At 61.0% G+C, this 16,240-nt stretch carries 15 protein-coding genes; 7 read left to right on the top strand and 8 right to left on the bottom strand.

What is annotated here, in order from left to right:
• Positions 1-14 precede the first annotated feature (14 nt).
• Together ACIO0C_RS14445 and ACIO0C_RS14440 are read right to left on the bottom strand one after the other, a co-directional pair.
• Entirely contained in the window at positions 15-950 is a 936-nt protein-coding gene (locus ACIO0C_RS14445) for an iron-sulfur-binding ferredoxin reductase (protein WP_401313055.1), read from the bottom strand.
• Positions 943-2,049, bottom strand: coding sequence for a GGDEF domain-containing protein (locus ACIO0C_RS14440; RefSeq protein ID WP_401313053.1), 1,107 nt, complete (start codon positions 2,047-2,049; stop codon positions 943-945). The genes ACIO0C_RS14445 and ACIO0C_RS14440 overlap by 8 nt, the downstream gene beginning before the upstream one ends.
• Positions 2,050-2,377: 328 nt before the next feature.
• Here ACIO0C_RS14440 and ACIO0C_RS14435 point away from each other — a divergent pair, with 328 nt between their 5' ends.
• The 6 genes from ACIO0C_RS14435 to ACIO0C_RS14410 all read left to right on the top strand — a co-directional run bounded on the left by ACIO0C_RS14435 (position 2,378) and on the right by ACIO0C_RS14410 (position 9,974).
• Entirely contained in the window at positions 2,378-3,901 is a 1,524-nt protein-coding gene (locus ACIO0C_RS14435; RefSeq protein WP_008061943.1) for a fumarate hydratase, read from the top strand.
• 192 nt (positions 3,902-4,093) lie between these two features.
• Positions 4,094-5,866 (top strand): ATP-binding protein, encoded by a 1,773-nt coding sequence (locus ACIO0C_RS14430; RefSeq protein ID WP_401313049.1) that lies wholly within the window; start codon positions 4,094-4,096, stop codon positions 5,864-5,866.
• Positions 5,851-7,182, top strand: a complete 1,332-nt coding sequence (locus ACIO0C_RS14425) for a sigma-54-dependent transcriptional regulator (RefSeq protein ID WP_401313046.1) — start codon at positions 5,851-5,853, stop codon at positions 7,180-7,182. Before ACIO0C_RS14430 ends, ACIO0C_RS14425 begins: the two co-directional genes overlap by 16 nt.
• A 215-nt stretch (positions 7,183-7,397) precedes the next feature.
• Positions 7,398-8,717, top strand: coding sequence for an MFS transporter (locus ACIO0C_RS14420; protein WP_401313043.1), 1,320 nt, complete (start codon positions 7,398-7,400; stop codon positions 8,715-8,717).
• A 288-nt stretch (positions 8,718-9,005) separates the two neighbouring features.
• The gene (locus ACIO0C_RS14415) at positions 9,006-9,182 is read left to right on the top strand and encodes a hypothetical protein (RefSeq protein ID WP_401313040.1); all 177 of its coding nucleotides are present in this window, start codon (positions 9,006-9,008) and stop codon (positions 9,180-9,182) included.
• Between the two features lie 162 nt (positions 9,183-9,344).
• Positions 9,345-9,974, top strand: coding sequence for a flavin reductase family protein (locus ACIO0C_RS14410; protein WP_401313037.1), 630 nt, complete (start codon positions 9,345-9,347; stop codon positions 9,972-9,974).
• Here ACIO0C_RS14410 and ACIO0C_RS14405 read toward each other — a convergent pair whose 3' ends face one another.
• Both ACIO0C_RS14405 and ACIO0C_RS14400 read right to left on the bottom strand, forming a co-directional pair.
• Positions 9,975-10,205, bottom strand: coding sequence for a hypothetical protein (locus ACIO0C_RS14405; RefSeq protein ID WP_214378306.1), 231 nt, complete (start codon positions 10,203-10,205; stop codon positions 9,975-9,977).
• 41 nt (positions 10,206-10,246) lie between these two features.
• A complete protein-coding gene (locus ACIO0C_RS14400) occupies positions 10,247-10,600 on the bottom strand; it encodes a putative quinol monooxygenase (protein ID WP_401313034.1) in 354 nt (117 codons plus the stop codon).
• Positions 10,601-10,935: 335 nt separating this feature from the next.
• Here ACIO0C_RS14400 and ACIO0C_RS14395 point away from each other — a divergent pair, with 335 nt between their 5' ends.
• Positions 10,936-11,865 (top strand): AraC family transcriptional regulator N-terminal domain-containing protein, encoded by a 930-nt coding sequence (locus ACIO0C_RS14395; protein WP_401313031.1) that lies wholly within the window; start codon positions 10,936-10,938, stop codon positions 11,863-11,865.
• 103 nt (positions 11,866-11,968) lie between these two features.
• Here the strand turns inward: ACIO0C_RS14395 and ACIO0C_RS14390 are convergent, their stop codons facing one another.
• The 4 genes from ACIO0C_RS14390 to ACIO0C_RS14375 form a co-directional block, all read right to left on the bottom strand.
• The gene (locus tag ACIO0C_RS14390; RefSeq protein ID WP_401313028.1) at positions 11,969-13,024 is read right to left on the bottom strand and encodes an ABC transporter ATP-binding protein; all 1,056 of its coding nucleotides are present in this window, start codon (positions 13,022-13,024) and stop codon (positions 11,969-11,971) included.
• A gap of 16 nt (positions 13,025-13,040) precedes the next feature.
• Complete coding sequence (locus tag ACIO0C_RS14385) at positions 13,041-13,889, bottom strand: ABC transporter permease (protein WP_401313026.1); 849 nt, start codon at positions 13,887-13,889, stop codon at positions 13,041-13,043.
• The gene (locus ACIO0C_RS14380) at positions 13,886-14,794 is read right to left on the bottom strand and encodes an ABC transporter permease (RefSeq protein WP_401313023.1); all 909 of its coding nucleotides are present in this window, start codon (positions 14,792-14,794) and stop codon (positions 13,886-13,888) included. The genes ACIO0C_RS14385 and ACIO0C_RS14380 overlap by 4 nt, the downstream gene beginning before the upstream one ends.
• 192 nt (positions 14,795-14,986) lie before the next feature.
• The gene (locus ACIO0C_RS14375) at positions 14,987-16,090 is read right to left on the bottom strand and encodes an extracellular solute-binding protein (RefSeq protein WP_046818851.1); all 1,104 of its coding nucleotides are present in this window, start codon (positions 16,088-16,090) and stop codon (positions 14,987-14,989) included.
• Positions 16,091-16,240: the final 150 nt, after the last annotated feature.

The following is a 16,240-nucleotide window of genomic DNA, read 5'->3' as shown; positions in this document are numbered from 1 at the left end:
CACAAATGATTCACTCAACCACGGGGCAGGAACACATCAGCCAGCAATTGATTACGCGGCAGTCCCGCCAGGTACAAACGCCGTGCAAAGGCGTCGACGCTGTCAGGGGCTCCGCAGACCAAGGCCAGGGTTTGCCGCGAAGCCAGCCGCAGCTGCGCCAAAGCCGCTGGCAACTCGGCCGGGGTCCAGAGTTCGATACTGAGGTTCGGGCGGCTGGCCGCCATGGCTTGCAGGGGTTTGGCCAGATAATGCTCATTGGCGTCGTGGGCCAGGTGAATGACGCGAATAGCGCCCCGATGATCCTGACGCAACGCTTCGCGCAACACGCCAAACAATGGCCCCAGCCCAGTGCCGGCGGCCATCAGCCACAGCGGGCGGTCGTGCCAGTCCCGGTCGTAGTGCAACGCGCCGCCACGCAACTCGCCTAGGCGGATCGGGTCGCCGATACTTAGCTGACGGGCTGCGTCGCAAAATTCCCCAGACTGGCGACAATCGAGGTGAAACTCAAGAAAGCGGTCCTCTTCCGGCAGGCTGGCGAGGGAATACGGCCGTGCCACATTGCCCGCCCATAGCACCAGATGCTGGCCGGCGCTGTAGCGCAATGGCCGCTGCGCCGTCAGGCGCAAACGCAACACGCTGGGGCTCAGCCAATCGGTCGCCGTGACCTCGGCCGGGCGACCGTCCTGTTGCGGGTCGAAGGTGTGCACCTGCAAGTCCTCGACCACCTGACACTGGCAGGCCAGGCGCCAGCCTTGTTGGCGCTGTTCTGCGCTCAAGGCATCGGGCCGGCTGTCGCTCGGAAGCCCTTGCACGCACTGCACCAGGCACGCATGGCAACTGCCGGCACGACAGCTGTAAGGCACCGACACACCGTTCTGATTCAGGGCATCCAGCAGATTACTGCCAGTGGCCACTGACCATTGGCGATCGCCTACGCGCAACTCAGGCATCGACGTTCTCCCATGCCGCCGCGCACCGGTTGCGGCCGTCACGCTTGGCCCGATAAAGCGCCTGGTCGGCCCGCTGCAAGGCCTCGTCAAGATCATCGCCCGGTAACAACAGGGTCATACCGGCGGACAGGCTGAGACTGCCGACCTTCAAGCCGATCAGCTCGACATCGATAAAGGCGAGGCGCAGCCGCTCGCAACAAGCCGTCAATCGCTCGGCATCGCAATCAGGCAGCAACACCACGAACTCTTCTCCGCCGTAGCGCGCCAGGACATCACCGTCGCGCAGGCAGGCCGACGCCACGCCGGCAAATGCCTGCAACACCTGATCGCCCGCCGCATGGCCGTGCACGTCGTTGATGCGCTTGAAGTGGTCGAGGTCGATCAGCGCCAAGCCATGCACGACGCTGGCGTCCATGGCCTTGAGTTCGCGCGAAGCCAGGCGCAGGAAATGCCGGCGATTGAACAGTCCGGTCAATTCGTCGGTGGCCACCAGGTCCTCGAGCTGGCGCATCATCCCGCGCAACGTGTCCTGGTGCGCCTGCAAGGCGAAGCGGCGCTGACGCATGCGCAGGCGCGAGGCCTGGACATAACGGGCGTACAACTCCAGCCAGACCAGCACGATAAACAGTACGCACACCTGCAACACGGCCAGCGCCGGATCGGCCAGCTGGAAGTGGTAGCCCTCCCACAGCGTGATCGCGCTGAAACTGAAAAAAACCAGCAACGCGCACCGCGCAAAGGCACGGCGCGACAGATGAAACAGCCCGAACAGCAGAATCAGCACGTAGAACACCAGAAACGCGCCGCGAGCCTCATCCAGATTGGCAATCAGCCAGGTTTGCCAGCCCAGCCCCAGCAGCACTTGCGGCTCTGTCAGGCTGGGGTCGGTGAAACGCAGGTTGCAGCCGCTGTAGAACACCGCGAACAACGCCGCCTGGCTGATGACCACCAGCGCGCTGCCGACGGCGACATCGGTCAGCGGTACATCGTAATGGCCGGTAAAAAACGCCAGCCACAGCAGTAGCAGAGCCAGGGCGTAAGTGCCGGCTGCGAGGCCAAAACGTTTGAGCAACAGGCGCTGGATGGCGTTATGGGTCAATCGTTGACTCACCCTATGAAAGAAGGCTGACAGAGCGTCCTACTCTACAGACCGAATGTCACTTTAGTGGTGCGGCCGATAAATAACCATTCAATTTTGGGGTGACACAATTCCACTGCGGCAGCTCCTACGGAGACCGGATACGACTATCAGACCAAGGTTTGACCGCCGGCGGGTGTGTCCGCTTGCGAGGCACGGTATACTGCCGCGCCTTTTTAGCGTCGCGCCAGCATGCCCGGCGTGCCTTGAAAGGTGCTTGCAACCGACCGATGCACCCAAGCTGCAAGCACCTTATTGAATGTTCCCGTCTTTTAGAGGAGCGCGACTCATGACCGTGATCAAGCAAGACGACCTGATTCAGAGCGTTGCCGACGCCCTGCAATTCATTTCCTATTACCACCCCGTGGATTTCATCCAGGCGATGCACGAGGCCTATCTGCGTGAAGAATCGCCGGCAGCTCGCGATTCGATGGCGCAAATCCTGATCAACTCGCGGATGTGCGCTACCGGCCACCGCCCGATCTGCCAGGACACCGGCATCGTCACCGTGTTCGTGCGTGTAGGCATGGACGTACGTTGGGATGGCGCCACCATGGGCCTGGACGACATGATCAACGAGGGCGTACGTCGCGCCTACAACCTGCCGGAAAACGTCCTGCGCGCTTCGATCCTCGCCGACCCGGCGGGTGCTCGCAAGAACACCAAGGACAACACCCCGGCCGTTATCCACTACTCCATCGTTCCGGGTAACACCGTGGAAGTGGACGTGGCGGCCAAGGGCGGCGGTTCCGAGAACAAGTCGAAAATGGCCATGCTCAACCCGTCCGACTCGATCGTCGACTGGGTGCTCAAGACCGTTCCGACCATGGGCGCCGGCTGGTGCCCACCGGGCATGCTCGGCATCGGCATCGGCGGCACCGCCGAGAAAGCCGCGGTAATGGCCAAGGAAGTGTTGATGGAATCCATCGACATTCACGAGCTGAAGGCCCGCGGCCCGCAGAACCGCATCGAAGAAATGCGCCTGGAGCTGTTCGAGAAGGTCAACCAACTGGGCATCGGCGCCCAGGGCCTCGGTGGCCTGACCACCGTGCTCGACGTGAAGATCATGGATTACCCGACCCACGCCGCCTCCCTGCCGGTGTGCATGATCCCGAACTGCGCCGCCACCCGTCACGCGCACTTCGTGCTCGACGGTTCCGGCCCGGCCTCCCTGGAAGCGCCACCATTGGACGCCTACCCGGAAATCGTCTGGGAAGCCGGTCCGTCGGCTCGTCGCGTCAACCTCGACACCCTGACCCCGGAAGAAGTGCAGAGCTGGAAGCCGGGCGAAACCGTCCTGCTCAACGGCAAGATGCTCACCGGTCGCGACGCTGCGCACAAGCGCATGGTCGAGATGCTGAACAAGGGTGAAACCCTGCCGGTGGACCTCAAAGGTCGCTTCATCTACTACGTCGGCCCGGTCGATCCGGTTCGCGAAGAAGTGGTTGGCCCTGCCGGTCCTACTACCGCAACGCGGATGGACAAGTTCACCCGTCAGATCCTCGAGCAAACCGGCTTGCTGGGCATGATCGGCAAATCCGAGCGTGGCCCGACCGCGATCGACGCGATCAAGGACCACAAGGCCGTTTACCTGATGGCAGTGGGCGGCGCGGCTTACCTGGTGGCGCAAGCGATCAAGAAGTCTCGCGTTGTTGCTTTCGCCGAACTGGGCATGGAAGCGATCTACGAGTTCGACGTGAAAGACATGCCGGTAACCGTTGCGGTGGATAGCAAGGGTGAGTCAGTACACATCACCGGTCCTGCCATCTGGCAGCAAAAGATCAGTGAAAGCCTGGCGGTAGAAGTGCAATAAATTGCACTGAACCCTCCTGAAAAAACCGGCCGGTCGGCAACGACAGGCCGGTTTTTTTTGGCTGGTAACAAGCTGAAACGCCTGCAATCGACCATCACGGTAAAACCCGCGCCAGCGCATGGGTTCGGGCGAGAGATGACTGCCGTTCACATGGTATGGTGCTCCCCCTCATTTTCACCTGTTGTCCACTGCATGCTGCCGACTTCCCGATCCCTGCGCCTGGCGCTGTACACCGTGCTGATCATCGCCGGTGCCGCCATTGCTGCCACCCTGGCCATGCGCCACACCGTACGCCAATCCCTGGTTGAAGACGCGGCCCGTGCCAATCAGCAATTGGCGCTGTACGCCACGTCGCTGCATACCTTGATCGAACGCTACCGCGCCCTGCCCTCGGTGCTGGCGCTGGACCCTCAATTGCGTGACGCACTCAAAGGCCCGGTAAGCCCCGAACAACAGGAGCTGCTTAACCGCAAGCTGGAAAAGATCAACGGCGCCGCCGAGTCCTCGACCCTGGAACTGCTCGATCGTACTGGCCTGGCCGTTGCGGCAAGCAACTGGCGTTTGCCCAGCAGTTACGTCGGTCATAACTACGGTTTTCGCCCCTACTTCAATCAGACCCGAACCCAGGGCACCGGGCGTTTTTATGCCGTGGGCGTGACCAGCGGGATACCGGGTTACTTCCTGTCCAGCGCCGTGACCAATGACGACGGGCAGTTTCTCGGCGCCATGGTGGTGAAGCTCGAGTTTCCCGAGCTGGAGCGCGAATGGCGTCAAGGCAGCGACACGCTGCTGGTCAGCGATGCACGCGGCATCATCTTCATCGCCAATCAGCCGGGCTGGCGCTATCGCCAATTGAAACCGCTGAGCGACAGCGATCACGCCGAACTCATGGCCACCCGCCAATACGACAAGCAGCCGCTGACGCTGCTCGACTATCAATCGCTGCGCCGATTCGACGACAACAGCGAACTGGCGCGGGTCGACGGGCCGGACGGCAAAACGGATTACCTGTGGGAATCCCTGCCTTTGACCGCCGAGGGCTGGACGCTGCACCTGCTGCGTCGTCCGCAAGTGGCGTTCGAGGACAGTCGCAACGCCGCCCTCGCCGCGGCAGGCCTGTGGCTGACGCTGGTGTTCCTGCTGCTGTTCCTCAACCAGCGCTGGCGCCTGGCGAAAATGCGCCAGCGCAGTCGCGAAGAACTCGAACAGCTGGTGCAAGAGCGCACCCGAGACCTGCGCACTGCCCAGGACGGCCTGGTGCAATCGGCCAAGCTCGCGGCCCTCGGCCAGATGTCGGCGGCGCTGGCCCATGAAATCAATCAACCGCTGACCGCCCAGCGCATGCAACTGGCGACCTTGCGCCTGTTGCTCGAACACGGCCGGGTCGACGACGCCTACAAGGCACTCAAACCTGTGGATGACATGCTGACGCGCATGGCCGCCCTCACCGGCCACCTGAAAACCTTCGCCCGCAAAAGCCCCAGCGGCCTGCGCGAACGCCTGGACCTGGCGGCGGTGGTGGACCAATCGCTTGAGCTGCTCGACACTCGCCTGCGCGACGAACAGGTCAGCACCGTGTTGCACCTGACGCGCCCGGCGTGGGTACGCGGCGATGCGATTCGTCTGGAACAGGTGCTGATCAATCTGCTGCGCAACGCCCTGGATGCGATGCAGGATAAACCCTGCAAACGCCTGGAAATCCGCCTCGAAGCCGACGAACAACTGTGGCGCCTGAGCGTCATCGACAACGGCGCAGGCATCGCCGAAGAAAACCTGTCGAAGGTCTTCGATCCCTTTTTCACCACCAAACCGGTGGGCGATGGCCTGGGCATCGGTCTGGCCGTATCCTTTGCCATCGTTCACGAATCGGGCGGACGCCTGAGCGCCGATAATCACGACAACGGCGCGGTGTTCACACTCACCTTGCCTATCGCGGAGGCTCCTGGCACATGCTCAATTCAGTGATGGTGGTCGACGACGAAAGCAGCATCCGCAGCGCCGTCGAACAATGGCTGAGCCTGTCGGGTTTCCAGGTGCAACTGTTCAGCCGCGCCGATGAATGCCTGGCGCAACTGCCCGCGCATTACCCCGGCGTGATCCTCAGCGACGTGCGCATGCCCGGCATGTCCGGGCTGGAACTGCTGGCCGAAGTCCAGCGCCGCGATACCGACTTACCGGTGATTCTGCTGACTGGCCACGGCGACGTGCCAATGGCCGTCGATGCGATGCGCGATGGCGCCTACGACTTCCTCGAAAAACCCTTCAGCCCGCAGACCCTGCTTGGCAGCCTGCGCCGCGCGCTGGACAAGCGCCGGTTGGTGTTGGAAAACCGCGCCTTGCACGAGCAGGCCGACAACCGCGCCAAACTCGACGCGACGCTGCTGGGGGTATCCCGGGGCTTGCAAACGCTGCGTCGACAGGTTCTGGACCTGGCGGCGTTGCCGGTCAACGTATTGATCCGCGGTGAAACCGGCAGTGGCAAGGAGCTGGTTGCCCGCTGCCTGCACGATTTCGGGCCGCGCGCCGATAAACCGTTTGTCGCCTTGAACTGCGCGGCCATTCCCGAACAGCTGTTCGAGGCCGAGCTGTTCGGCCACGAAAGCGGCGCGTTCACCGGCGCCCAGGGCAAGCGTATCGGCAAGCTCGAATATGCCGATGGCGGCACGCTGTTTCTCGATGAAATCGAAAGCATGCCCCTGGCGCAGCAGGTGAAATTGCTGCGGGTGTTGCAGGAGCAGAAGCTTGAGCGCCTGGGCTCGAACCAGAGTATTCGTGTAGATCTGCGCATCATCGCCGCGACCAAGCCGGACCTGCTCGACGAAGCACGGGCCGGACGTTTTCGCGAAGACCTGGCTTACCGCTTGAACGTCGCCGAATTGCGCCTGCCACCGTTGCGCGACCGGCGCGAAGACATTCCGTTGTTATACGAGGCCTTTGCCCAGAGTGCCGCCGAGCGTTTGGGGCGCACCTTTGCACCGTTGAGCGGGCCGCAGTTGAGCCATCTGTTGAGCCACGACTGGCCAGGCAATGTGCGCGAACTGGCGAACGTGGCCGAGCGCCAGGTGTTGGGCCTTGGCGAGCCTGTACCGGCGGGCATCGAGCCGGGTCAGTCACTGGCAGCGCAGCAGGAAGCTTTTGAGGCGCAGTGCCTGCGCGCTGCGTTGACCCGGCACAAAGGCGATGTGAAAGCGGTGCTCGAAGAACTGCAACTGCCGCGCCGCACGTTCAATGAAAAGATGCAGCGGCATGGGTTGAACCGCGAGATGTTCCTCGGTGAATGATCGTTCCCACGCTCCGCGTGGGAACGATCGGAACCCCAGGAACTATTAGGCGGTTTTTCGCTCACGCCTTCTTCAGAATAAGCGGATTTCCGCTTACTCAAACCTCAACCCCCCTCTAAACCGGCCCTCTCCCTCTTGGCACAGCTCCTGCTATAGCCCCCGCAGGCTGCGTTTATTCGCGCTCCACAAAAAATAATTAAACGAAGGATCCTTCAATGGATAACTCCAATACCCTGCCCCGTGGGTCGGTTGCCGCGCCGACAAAAGAACGAACCACCTCCAGCCGCATCAAATCGATTTTCAGCGGCTCTGTCGGCAACATGGTCGAGTGGTATGACTGGTACGTCTACGCCGCTTTCTCTCTCTATTTCGCCAAGACCTTCTTCCCCAAAGGCGACACCACCGCACAACTGCTGAACACCGCTGCGATCTTCGCCGTGGGCTTCCTGATGCGCCCGATCGGGGGTTGGCTGATGGGCCTGTACGCCGACAAAGTCGGACGCAAGAAGGCGCTGATGGCCTCGGTTTACCTGATGTGCTTCGGCTCGCTGCTGATCGCCCTGAGCCCGGGCTATGAAATCATCGGTATCGGTGCGCCGATCCTGCTGGTGTTCGCCCGCTTGCTGCAAGGCCTGTCGGTCGGTGGCGAATACGGCACCTCCGCCACTTACCTCAGCGAGATGGCGACCAAGGAACGTCGTGGTTTCTACTCCAGCTTCCAGTACGTGACCCTGATATCCGGTCAGCTCATCGCCCTGGCCGTACTGATCATCCTGCAAAACGTACTGACCACCGAAGAGCTGTACGCCTGGGGCTGGCGCATCCCGTTCGCCATTGGCGCGCTGTGTGCCGTGGTCGCGCTGTACCTGCGTCGCGGCATGGAAGAAACCGAGTCCTTCACCAAGAAGGAAAAGGCCAAGGAAAGCGCGATGCGCACCTTGATGCGCCATCCGAAAGAGCTGTTGACCGTGGTCGGCCTGACCATGGGCGGCACCCTGGCGTTCTACACCTACACCACCTACATGCAGAAATACCTGGTGAACACCGTCGGCATGAGCATTTCCGACTCCACCACCATCTCTGCCGCCACGCTGTTCCTGTTCATGTGTCTGCAACCGATCATCGGTGGCCTGTCGGACAAGATCGGCCGGCGTCCGATCCTGATCGCCTTCGGCGTACTGGGTACGATTTTCACCGTGCCGATCCTCACCACCCTGCACACCATCACGACCTGGTGGGGCGCGTTCTTCCTGATCATGGCGGCGCTGATCATCGTCAGCGGCTACACCTCGATCAACGCGGTGGTAAAAGCCGAGCTGTTCCCGACCGAAATCCGCGCCCTGGGCGTAGGCCTGCCGTATGCCCTGACCGTGTCGATCTTCGGCGGCACCGCTGAATACATCGCGCTGTGGTTCAAGAGCATTGGCATGGAAACCGGTTACTACTGGTATGTCACCGCGTGCATCGCCGTGTCGTTGCTGGTGTACATCACCATGAAAGACACCCGAAAGCACTCGCGGATCGTCACGGACTAAGTCCAGGCGCGTTACAGCAAAAGGGGCAGATCGTCGGGATCTGCCCCTTTTTTGTTTGCGTTGGACGGGATTAATCACGAGTTAATGCTCGTCTCCCATTCTGAACCTGCCCAATCGACCAGCTGTGACGCGCTTGCTCAAACCTTGAAAGCGAAAACATCTGATAGCGTTAACATCTACTTAATCGATTGTTTTTAGCATTATTTTGCGCTTTTAAATCAGTTTAATTGGCGTAGCATGAAACCCATGCCCAAGAGACAAAACGCCAAAGTACCTGGAGAAATGAAGATGAAAACCAAACTGTTCCTCGCCATCGCCCTGTCCGTACTGGCTGCCAACACCTTCGCCGCCGACGGTTACGACCGTACTGGCTCCGCTGTTGCAGCAGACGGCTATGACCGTACAGGCTCCGCTACAGTCGCCGCAGATGGCTATGACCGTACTGGCGGTGCTTCCGTCAGCTAATCCTCAACAGCGGCACAACAGCCCGGCTTCGGCCGGGCTTAGTCATTTCTGGAAGACAGGAATTTCAATGCCACTAGCTCCGGGACCTCATCCGACTGGAAATCAACGACGCACACTAGCACTATGGCGCTCCTTCGATTCAAGCCTTCAGGAAGACCGGCCATGCCCGACGACATCCACTACTACGAACCTGCCAACGGCCACGGCCTGCCCCACGATCCGTTCAACGCAATCGTCGGTCCGCGTCCCATTGGCTGGATTTCTTCACAGGATGCCGAAGGCCACTTGAACCTGGCGCCCTACAGCTTTTTCAACGCCTTCAACTACATTCCGCCGATCATTGGTTTTTCCAGCATCGGGCGCAAAGACAGCCTGAACAACATTGAACAAACTGGTGAATTCGCCTGGAACCTGGCCACCCGGCCATTGGCCAAGCAGATGAACCAGAGCTGCGCCGCTGTCGGTCCGCAGGTCAACGAGTTCGAATTGTCCGGACTGACACCGGTCGCCTCGAAAGTCATCGCGGTGCCACGGGTTGCCGAAAGCCCGGTGTCATTCGAATGCAAGGTCACCCAGATCATTCAGCTGCAGCGGGCGGACGGAAATGTGGTGCCGAGCTGGCTGATTCTCGGCGAAGTGGTCGCCGTGCATATCGCCAAGTGGCTGTTGAAGGATGGGGTGTACGACACCGCCGCGGCAGAACCGATTCTGCGCGGCGGCGGGCCGGCGGATTATTTCCAGCTGGGGCCTGAGGCGTTGTTCAAGATGTATCGCCCAGGGGCGGTGAAGTAATTACCAGATCAATTCGCCGTCTTCGCCGACACCTTTGAGGTGGGTCAATTGCAAGGCAGCGGCTTCATCTGCTTCCTTGGCGGTCTTGAAGGTCTGCTCTTCCAGCAGTTTGTTGAAACGAGGCGCTCCCGAACCACCAATGGCTTTGGTGGCGATTGCCGCGTAATACCCACCTTCGCGGGGGACTACGGCTGATACTGCTTCAAAGGTTTCAAAGGCTTTGCGTGCCATGTCGCGCATCCTGGCTGGTTGAGAATGCTGCCATTAAACCCTCAACCGGCCAGTTTGTGTACCGCCGACCCGGACTGACGCAACGCCTGTGCCGCCGACACCTCCTTGAAGGTGTGAAAATCCAGGCTGTCGACCACCAGCTCCTGCACCAGTTCGGCAAAAACCTCCATGGCCGGCGTGCTGAAGTACGCGGTCATGGCCTGCTGGCTGGCCCAAAAACCGGACACCAGCCACAACTGCGGATCGCATTGCGAATGCTGCAAGGCAAAGCTCAGGCAGCCTTTCGCTGCGCGGGACGGCTCGATCAGCGCGCTCAGGCGCACACCCAGCTCTTGAGAACGCCCAGGGCGCGCCCGAACAAAGGCCATATGACTGACGGGGATCTGCTTTGACATGTTCAACCCTCCCGGGGAGTCGCGTGGCAGCCTGGGACGGGCTGCGACAGGATCCAAGGTTAAAGGCCACTGTGCCTGTATCGTTAGTCGATTCCTGCCGGCGTGTTGCACAATCCTGCGAGTATTGGCGGGCTGCCCGTAACAATGTGTAAAACACTGTCAGGGTTCCGCGATACGAGTTTCAAGCAATTTTTCCCTTCTGCGCCCTGCCTTGTTCATGCAAGGGAACAACCCCGTGCAGAATCAGGCAAGCATCAGGCAGGATGTGTCTACCGCTGCTGCTTGCACAAACTTATGCTCTGCCCATCACCCATGCCTTGCCGAGGATGCCTTGCATGTCGTCGTTCGATCAATTTCAAGCCCCGCTTGACACCGACATGGAAAAGCAACGCGCGGAGCTGGCGGCGATCATCCGTCGCAACACCGCTGAAGATGGCACTTATGCCACCGCTGTCGGCTCGCTGTTCATGTCGCGCCACAGCCAGAACCACGAGTTCGCGCCGGTGCTTGCACAACCGGCGCTGTGCATCATGGCCCAGGGTCGCAAGGAAGTTCGGCTGGCCGACGAATTCTTCAATTACGACCCGCTGAATTACCTGGTGGTCTCGGTTTCGATGCCGCTCAGTGGGCGGGTGGTGAATGTCTCGGCCGAAGAACCGATCCTCGCGGTGCGACTGGATATCGACCCGACGGAAATCACCGCGCTGATCGCCGACGCCGGCCCCCTCGGCGTACCCACCCGGCCGACCGGCCGCGGCCTGTATGTCGAACAACTCGACAGCGCCATGCTCGACGCCGTGCTGCGCCTGGCGCGATTGCTCGACACACCGAAAGACATCGCCATGCTCGCGCCGCTGGTTCGCCGGGAAATTCTCTACCGGTTGTTACGCAGCAAACAGGGGCACCGGCTGTATGAAATCGCCATTGCCAACAGCCAGAGTCATCGCATCAGCCAGGCGATCAAGTGGCTCAATGGTAATTTCGAGCAACCGCTGCGCATCGACGATCTGGCAAAGGAAGTGAACCTGAGTGTGTCGACCCTGCATCACCGCTTCAAGGCGATGACGGCGATGAGTCCGTTGCAGTATCAGAAGCAGCTGCGCCTGCAGGAGGCGCGACGCCTGATGTTGGCCGAAGGGCTGGAAGCTTCGGCGGCGGGGTATCGGGTGGGTTATGAAAGCCCCTCGCAATTCAGCCGGGAATACAGCCGGTTGTTCGGGGCGCCGCCGTTGCGGGATCTGGCGCGGTTGCGGTTGTCGGTTTGATCCGGCATTCGCGGTGCCGTGACCGGCCCCTTCGCTGGCCAGCCAGCTCCTACAAGGGATCGCTGTAACCTGTAGGAGCTGGCTTGCCAGCGAAGGGGGCCTGTCAGGCGCCGAGTACCCGGCAAGCCTCAGCTGGCAATGTCACCGACACCGGATGCCCAACGCTCAAGCCAATCCCCTGACACGGCGTGCTCAACGCCGTAAACGACACCCCGGAACACTCAACCGTCGTCTCGATGGTCGCGCCGATATCGCGCACGAACGTCACCTTGCCCAGCAAGCGGTTACCCGCCGTGGCCTGCGGTGCCGACAGTTGCAGGTCTTCCGGGCGAATCAGCATCTTCACTTTCTCACCGACCACAATGCTGCTGCAGATCGGTACTTGCAGCGCATCGCCGCCCGGCAGGCTGACCTTGCCGTTGCCCAGCGCCGTGGCCGGGAAGATATTGCCCGAGCCGATGAAGTCCGCGACGAACTCGTTGGCCGGGTGGCGGTAGATCTCGATGGGCGTACCCACCTGCTGCACCTTATGTTCGCCCAACACGACGACGATATCGGCCATGGTCATGGCCTCGCGCTGGTCGTGGGTCACCATGATCGTGGTGATGTTCAGGCGCTTTTGCAGCTGACGGATTTCCACCTGCATCGATTCACGCAGCTTGGCGTCCAGCGCCGACAGCGGTTCGTCGAGCAACAGGATTTTCGGGTGATTGGCAATCGCCCGGGCAATCGCCACGCGCTGACGCTGGCCACCGGAGAGTTTCGCCACCGGCCGATCGATCATCGGTTGCAGCTGGATCAACTCCAGCAACTCCACCACTCGCGCCTGCTGATCAGCCTTGCTGACCCCGCGCAGTTTCAGTGGATAAGCGATGTTCTCGCCCACGGTCATGTGCGGGAACAGCGCCAGGGATTGGAACACCATGCCGAAATTGCGCAGGTGCGCAGGCGTTTGGCCGATGTCCTCACCGTCCAGGCGAATCTCGCCGCCGGTCAGGGTTTCAAGTCCCGCGATCATCCGCAGCAAAGTGGTTTTGCCGCAACCCGAAGGCCCGAGGAAACACACCAGCTTGCCCTCGGGCAAATGCAGGTTCACATCCTTTACCGCGCAGGCCGAGCCGTAGTGTTTCTCGACGTTTTCCAGAATCAGACCAGACATAAATCACCTCAAGAAATCAGAACGAAACGCCACCTTCACCGACTAGCTTCTCCAGCGCCCAGATCAGGACGAAGTCGATCAGCACGATCAGCACGGCAAACGAAAATACGGTTGGGTCGAGCGAAGACACGGTGCGGCTGTACATCCAGATCGGCACGGTCATCACGTCGATGGTGTAGAGGAAATAGGTCACGGTGAATTCGTTGAACGAGACGATGAAGGCCAGCAGCATGCCCGCCAGGATCCCCGACTTCATCAACGGCACCACCACGTCGACAATCGCCCGCAGCGGTGAGGCACCGAGCATTTGCGCGGCCTCCTCGACTTCGCTGCCGATCGAGAGCATGGCCGCCGTGCAGTTCTTCACCACAAACGGCAACGCCAGGATCACGTGGGCAATCACCAGACGTGAAGTGGTCATCTGGAACGGCAGGCTGTCGAACACCAGCAGTAACGCCAGGCCCAACACCACCATCGGGAACACCAGGGGCAGCGACATCAGTTGCAGTGCCACGGCCTTGCCACGGAATTCACAACGGGTCAGCGCATAGGCCGCCGGCACCGCAATCAGCGTGGCGAAGACCATGGTCAGGCACGCCACCATCAGGCTGGTGGTCATGGCCTTGCCCAGGCTCAGCACGTCGCTGGCATCCGGCGACACGAAGGTGTGCCAGGCCGCCTTGTACCATTGCAGGCTGTAGCTGCTCGGCGGAAAGTCGAGGTTCGACGCGCCGCTGAACGACATCACGATCATGGTCAGGATCGGCAACACCGCCAGCAACAAAATGAAACCCGAGAGGATGCCGGCAAACTTGCCGGTTTCGCCTGGCAGCAGCGAATAGCGCTTCTTGATCACAGAGCTCATTGCGAAGCCTCCAGCATGCGCCGACGACGGCCAGTGATGTATTCGGACAGGGTCATGATCGCGAGGGTCGTGACGATCAGCACCACACCAGCGGCGGATGCAGCGGGCCAGTTCATCAGCGGGGCGATCTGGTCGTGCACCATCACCGCCAGCATCGGCACGCGTCGACCACCGAGCAGCAGCGGCACCACGAAGCTGCTGGCGTTGTAGGCAAAGACCAGCGTCGCGCCGGTGATGATCCCCGGCAGGCTCATCGGCAAGACCACTTGGCGGAACACCTGGAAACGACTGGCGCCGAGTGTGGCAGCCGCTTCTTCGTAGCTGCGGGCGACACCGCGCATGGCGCTGGCAATCGGCAACACAGCCAGCGGGAAGGCGGTTTGCACCAGCCCCATCAACACGCCGTTCTGGTTGTACAGCAACATGATCGGGCGCTTGATCAGGCCCAGGCCCATCAGTGCCTGGTTGAGCATGCCGCCGGGACCGAGGATCACCAGCCAGCCGTAGCTTTGCAGCAGCAGGTTGACCAGCAACGGCAACAGCACCGCGGCGAGGAAGATCCGCCGCACGAACGGCGAAGTCAGGCGTGACATGGTGTAGGCCACCGGGATCGCCAGTATCACCGCGATCACCGCGCTGATCAGCGCCAGGCGCAGGGTCAGCATCAGCGATTTGAGGTAGTAGGGTTCGAGCAATTGGGCGTAGCTGGCCAGGCTGAACCCGGACCATTCCGCGCCTTTGGTGCCCACGCTCATGCGCAGCACCAGCAGGCTGGCGGCAATCAGTACGCCCAGAAACAGCATCGACGGCGTGAGGAAAAACCAGGCACGGGCCGTCGGCGAAACACCCCGATTCGGGCGCGGCTCAGCGACACTGACCGAATGGGTCAAAGGTTGGTGTTCCATAGCAAAGGGTCTCGTCAATGGAAAGCAGTTGGCGAACACAACCCTTGAAACCACATCGTTCCCTGTGGGAGCTGGCTTGCCAGCGATCGCGATCTGTCGGTCACAACAGTGTCGACAGGAAGGCCGTCATCGCGGGCAAGCCCGCTCCCACAGGGTTATGCGGTGTTCGCAAGAGCTGTGTTCGTCACACGATCAGGAAGAAAAGATTTCCGTGTAACGACGAATCCATTGGTCATGCACGGTGGCCAGGAAGGCGTTGTCGTGCATGATCGCCTTCTCGGCAATCTGCTCAGGCGTGAGGATGTATGGGCTCTTGCGCGCTTCGGCGGAGATGATCGCCTTGGCGTTGACCGGGCCGTTGTAGATGTCTTCAGCCATCTTGCCCTGCACCAGCGGGTCCAGGGAGTGGTTGATGAACGCGTAGGTCAGGTCGGTATCGCCGGGACGATTCTTCGGCATCACCGAGAGCATCAGGTCGGTGTAGAAACCTTCCTTCATGCCGAAGGTGGCACCCAGGCCGTAGTTCGGATCGCGGATCTGTTTCGGGAAAAACGCCGGGGCGTACAGGCCGCCCATGTCCAGGGAGCCGGTACGGAACAGCTCGGCAATCTGGTTCGGGTTCTCGCCCAGGGTCACCACACGATCCTTGAGTTCGGCGAGTTTCTTGAAGCCCGGCTCGATGTTGTGCTCGTCACCACCGGCCAGTTTGGCGGCGATGATGATCAGGTCCATGGCCTCGGTCCAGTTCGGCGGCGGCAGGAAGATGTTCGGCGACAGGTCGGCGTCCCACAGGGCGGCGTAGCTGTTCGGCGCTTCCTTGATGGTGCGCGTGCTGTAGACCAGGCTGTTGCACCAGAGCAGGTAACCGATGCCGTGGCCATTGGCGCCGGTGCGGTATTTTTCCGGTACGTCGACCAGGTTGGGAATGCGGTTGAGGTCGGGTTTTTCCAGCAGGTTGGCGGCGGCCAGGCCTTCGGCGCCGACACCGGCCAGGGTAATGATGTCGTACTGCGGACGATCACCGCCGGCCTTGAGTTTGGCGACCATTTCCGAGGTACTGCCGGTACGGTCGGCGATGACCTTGCAGCCGTACTTGTCTTCGAAGGTCGCGGCGATGTTGCGCAATGCGGCCAGGCCGGTGTCGTCGGACCAGGTCAGCAGGCGCAGGGTCTTGCCTTGAAAGCGGGTGTCGCTGGCATTGGCCTTGACGAACGGCAGGCTCATGGCCGCCGCGGCAACCGAGGCTACGCCCACGGTCTTGATGAATTGACGTCTGTTCAGATCATGCTCGCCCATTACGGACTCCCTTTGTTTTTGTAGGTATAAGGCAGGTCGAAACTGTTGCATCCGCGCGGCTGGACCCGCGGTACCCCTCGTATTTTCGGGGGCTTTACTGAGCCAGCGGGTTCATCCTGAGGTCGTGTAAAACACCTGACTATCGATAAA

This window comes from Pseudomonas sp. NPDC087336, from assembly GCF_044744285.1.
GTDB lineage: Bacteria > Pseudomonadota > Gammaproteobacteria > Pseudomonadales > Pseudomonadaceae > Aquipseudomonas.
This window is presented reverse-complemented; position numbering and strand designations above follow the sequence as displayed.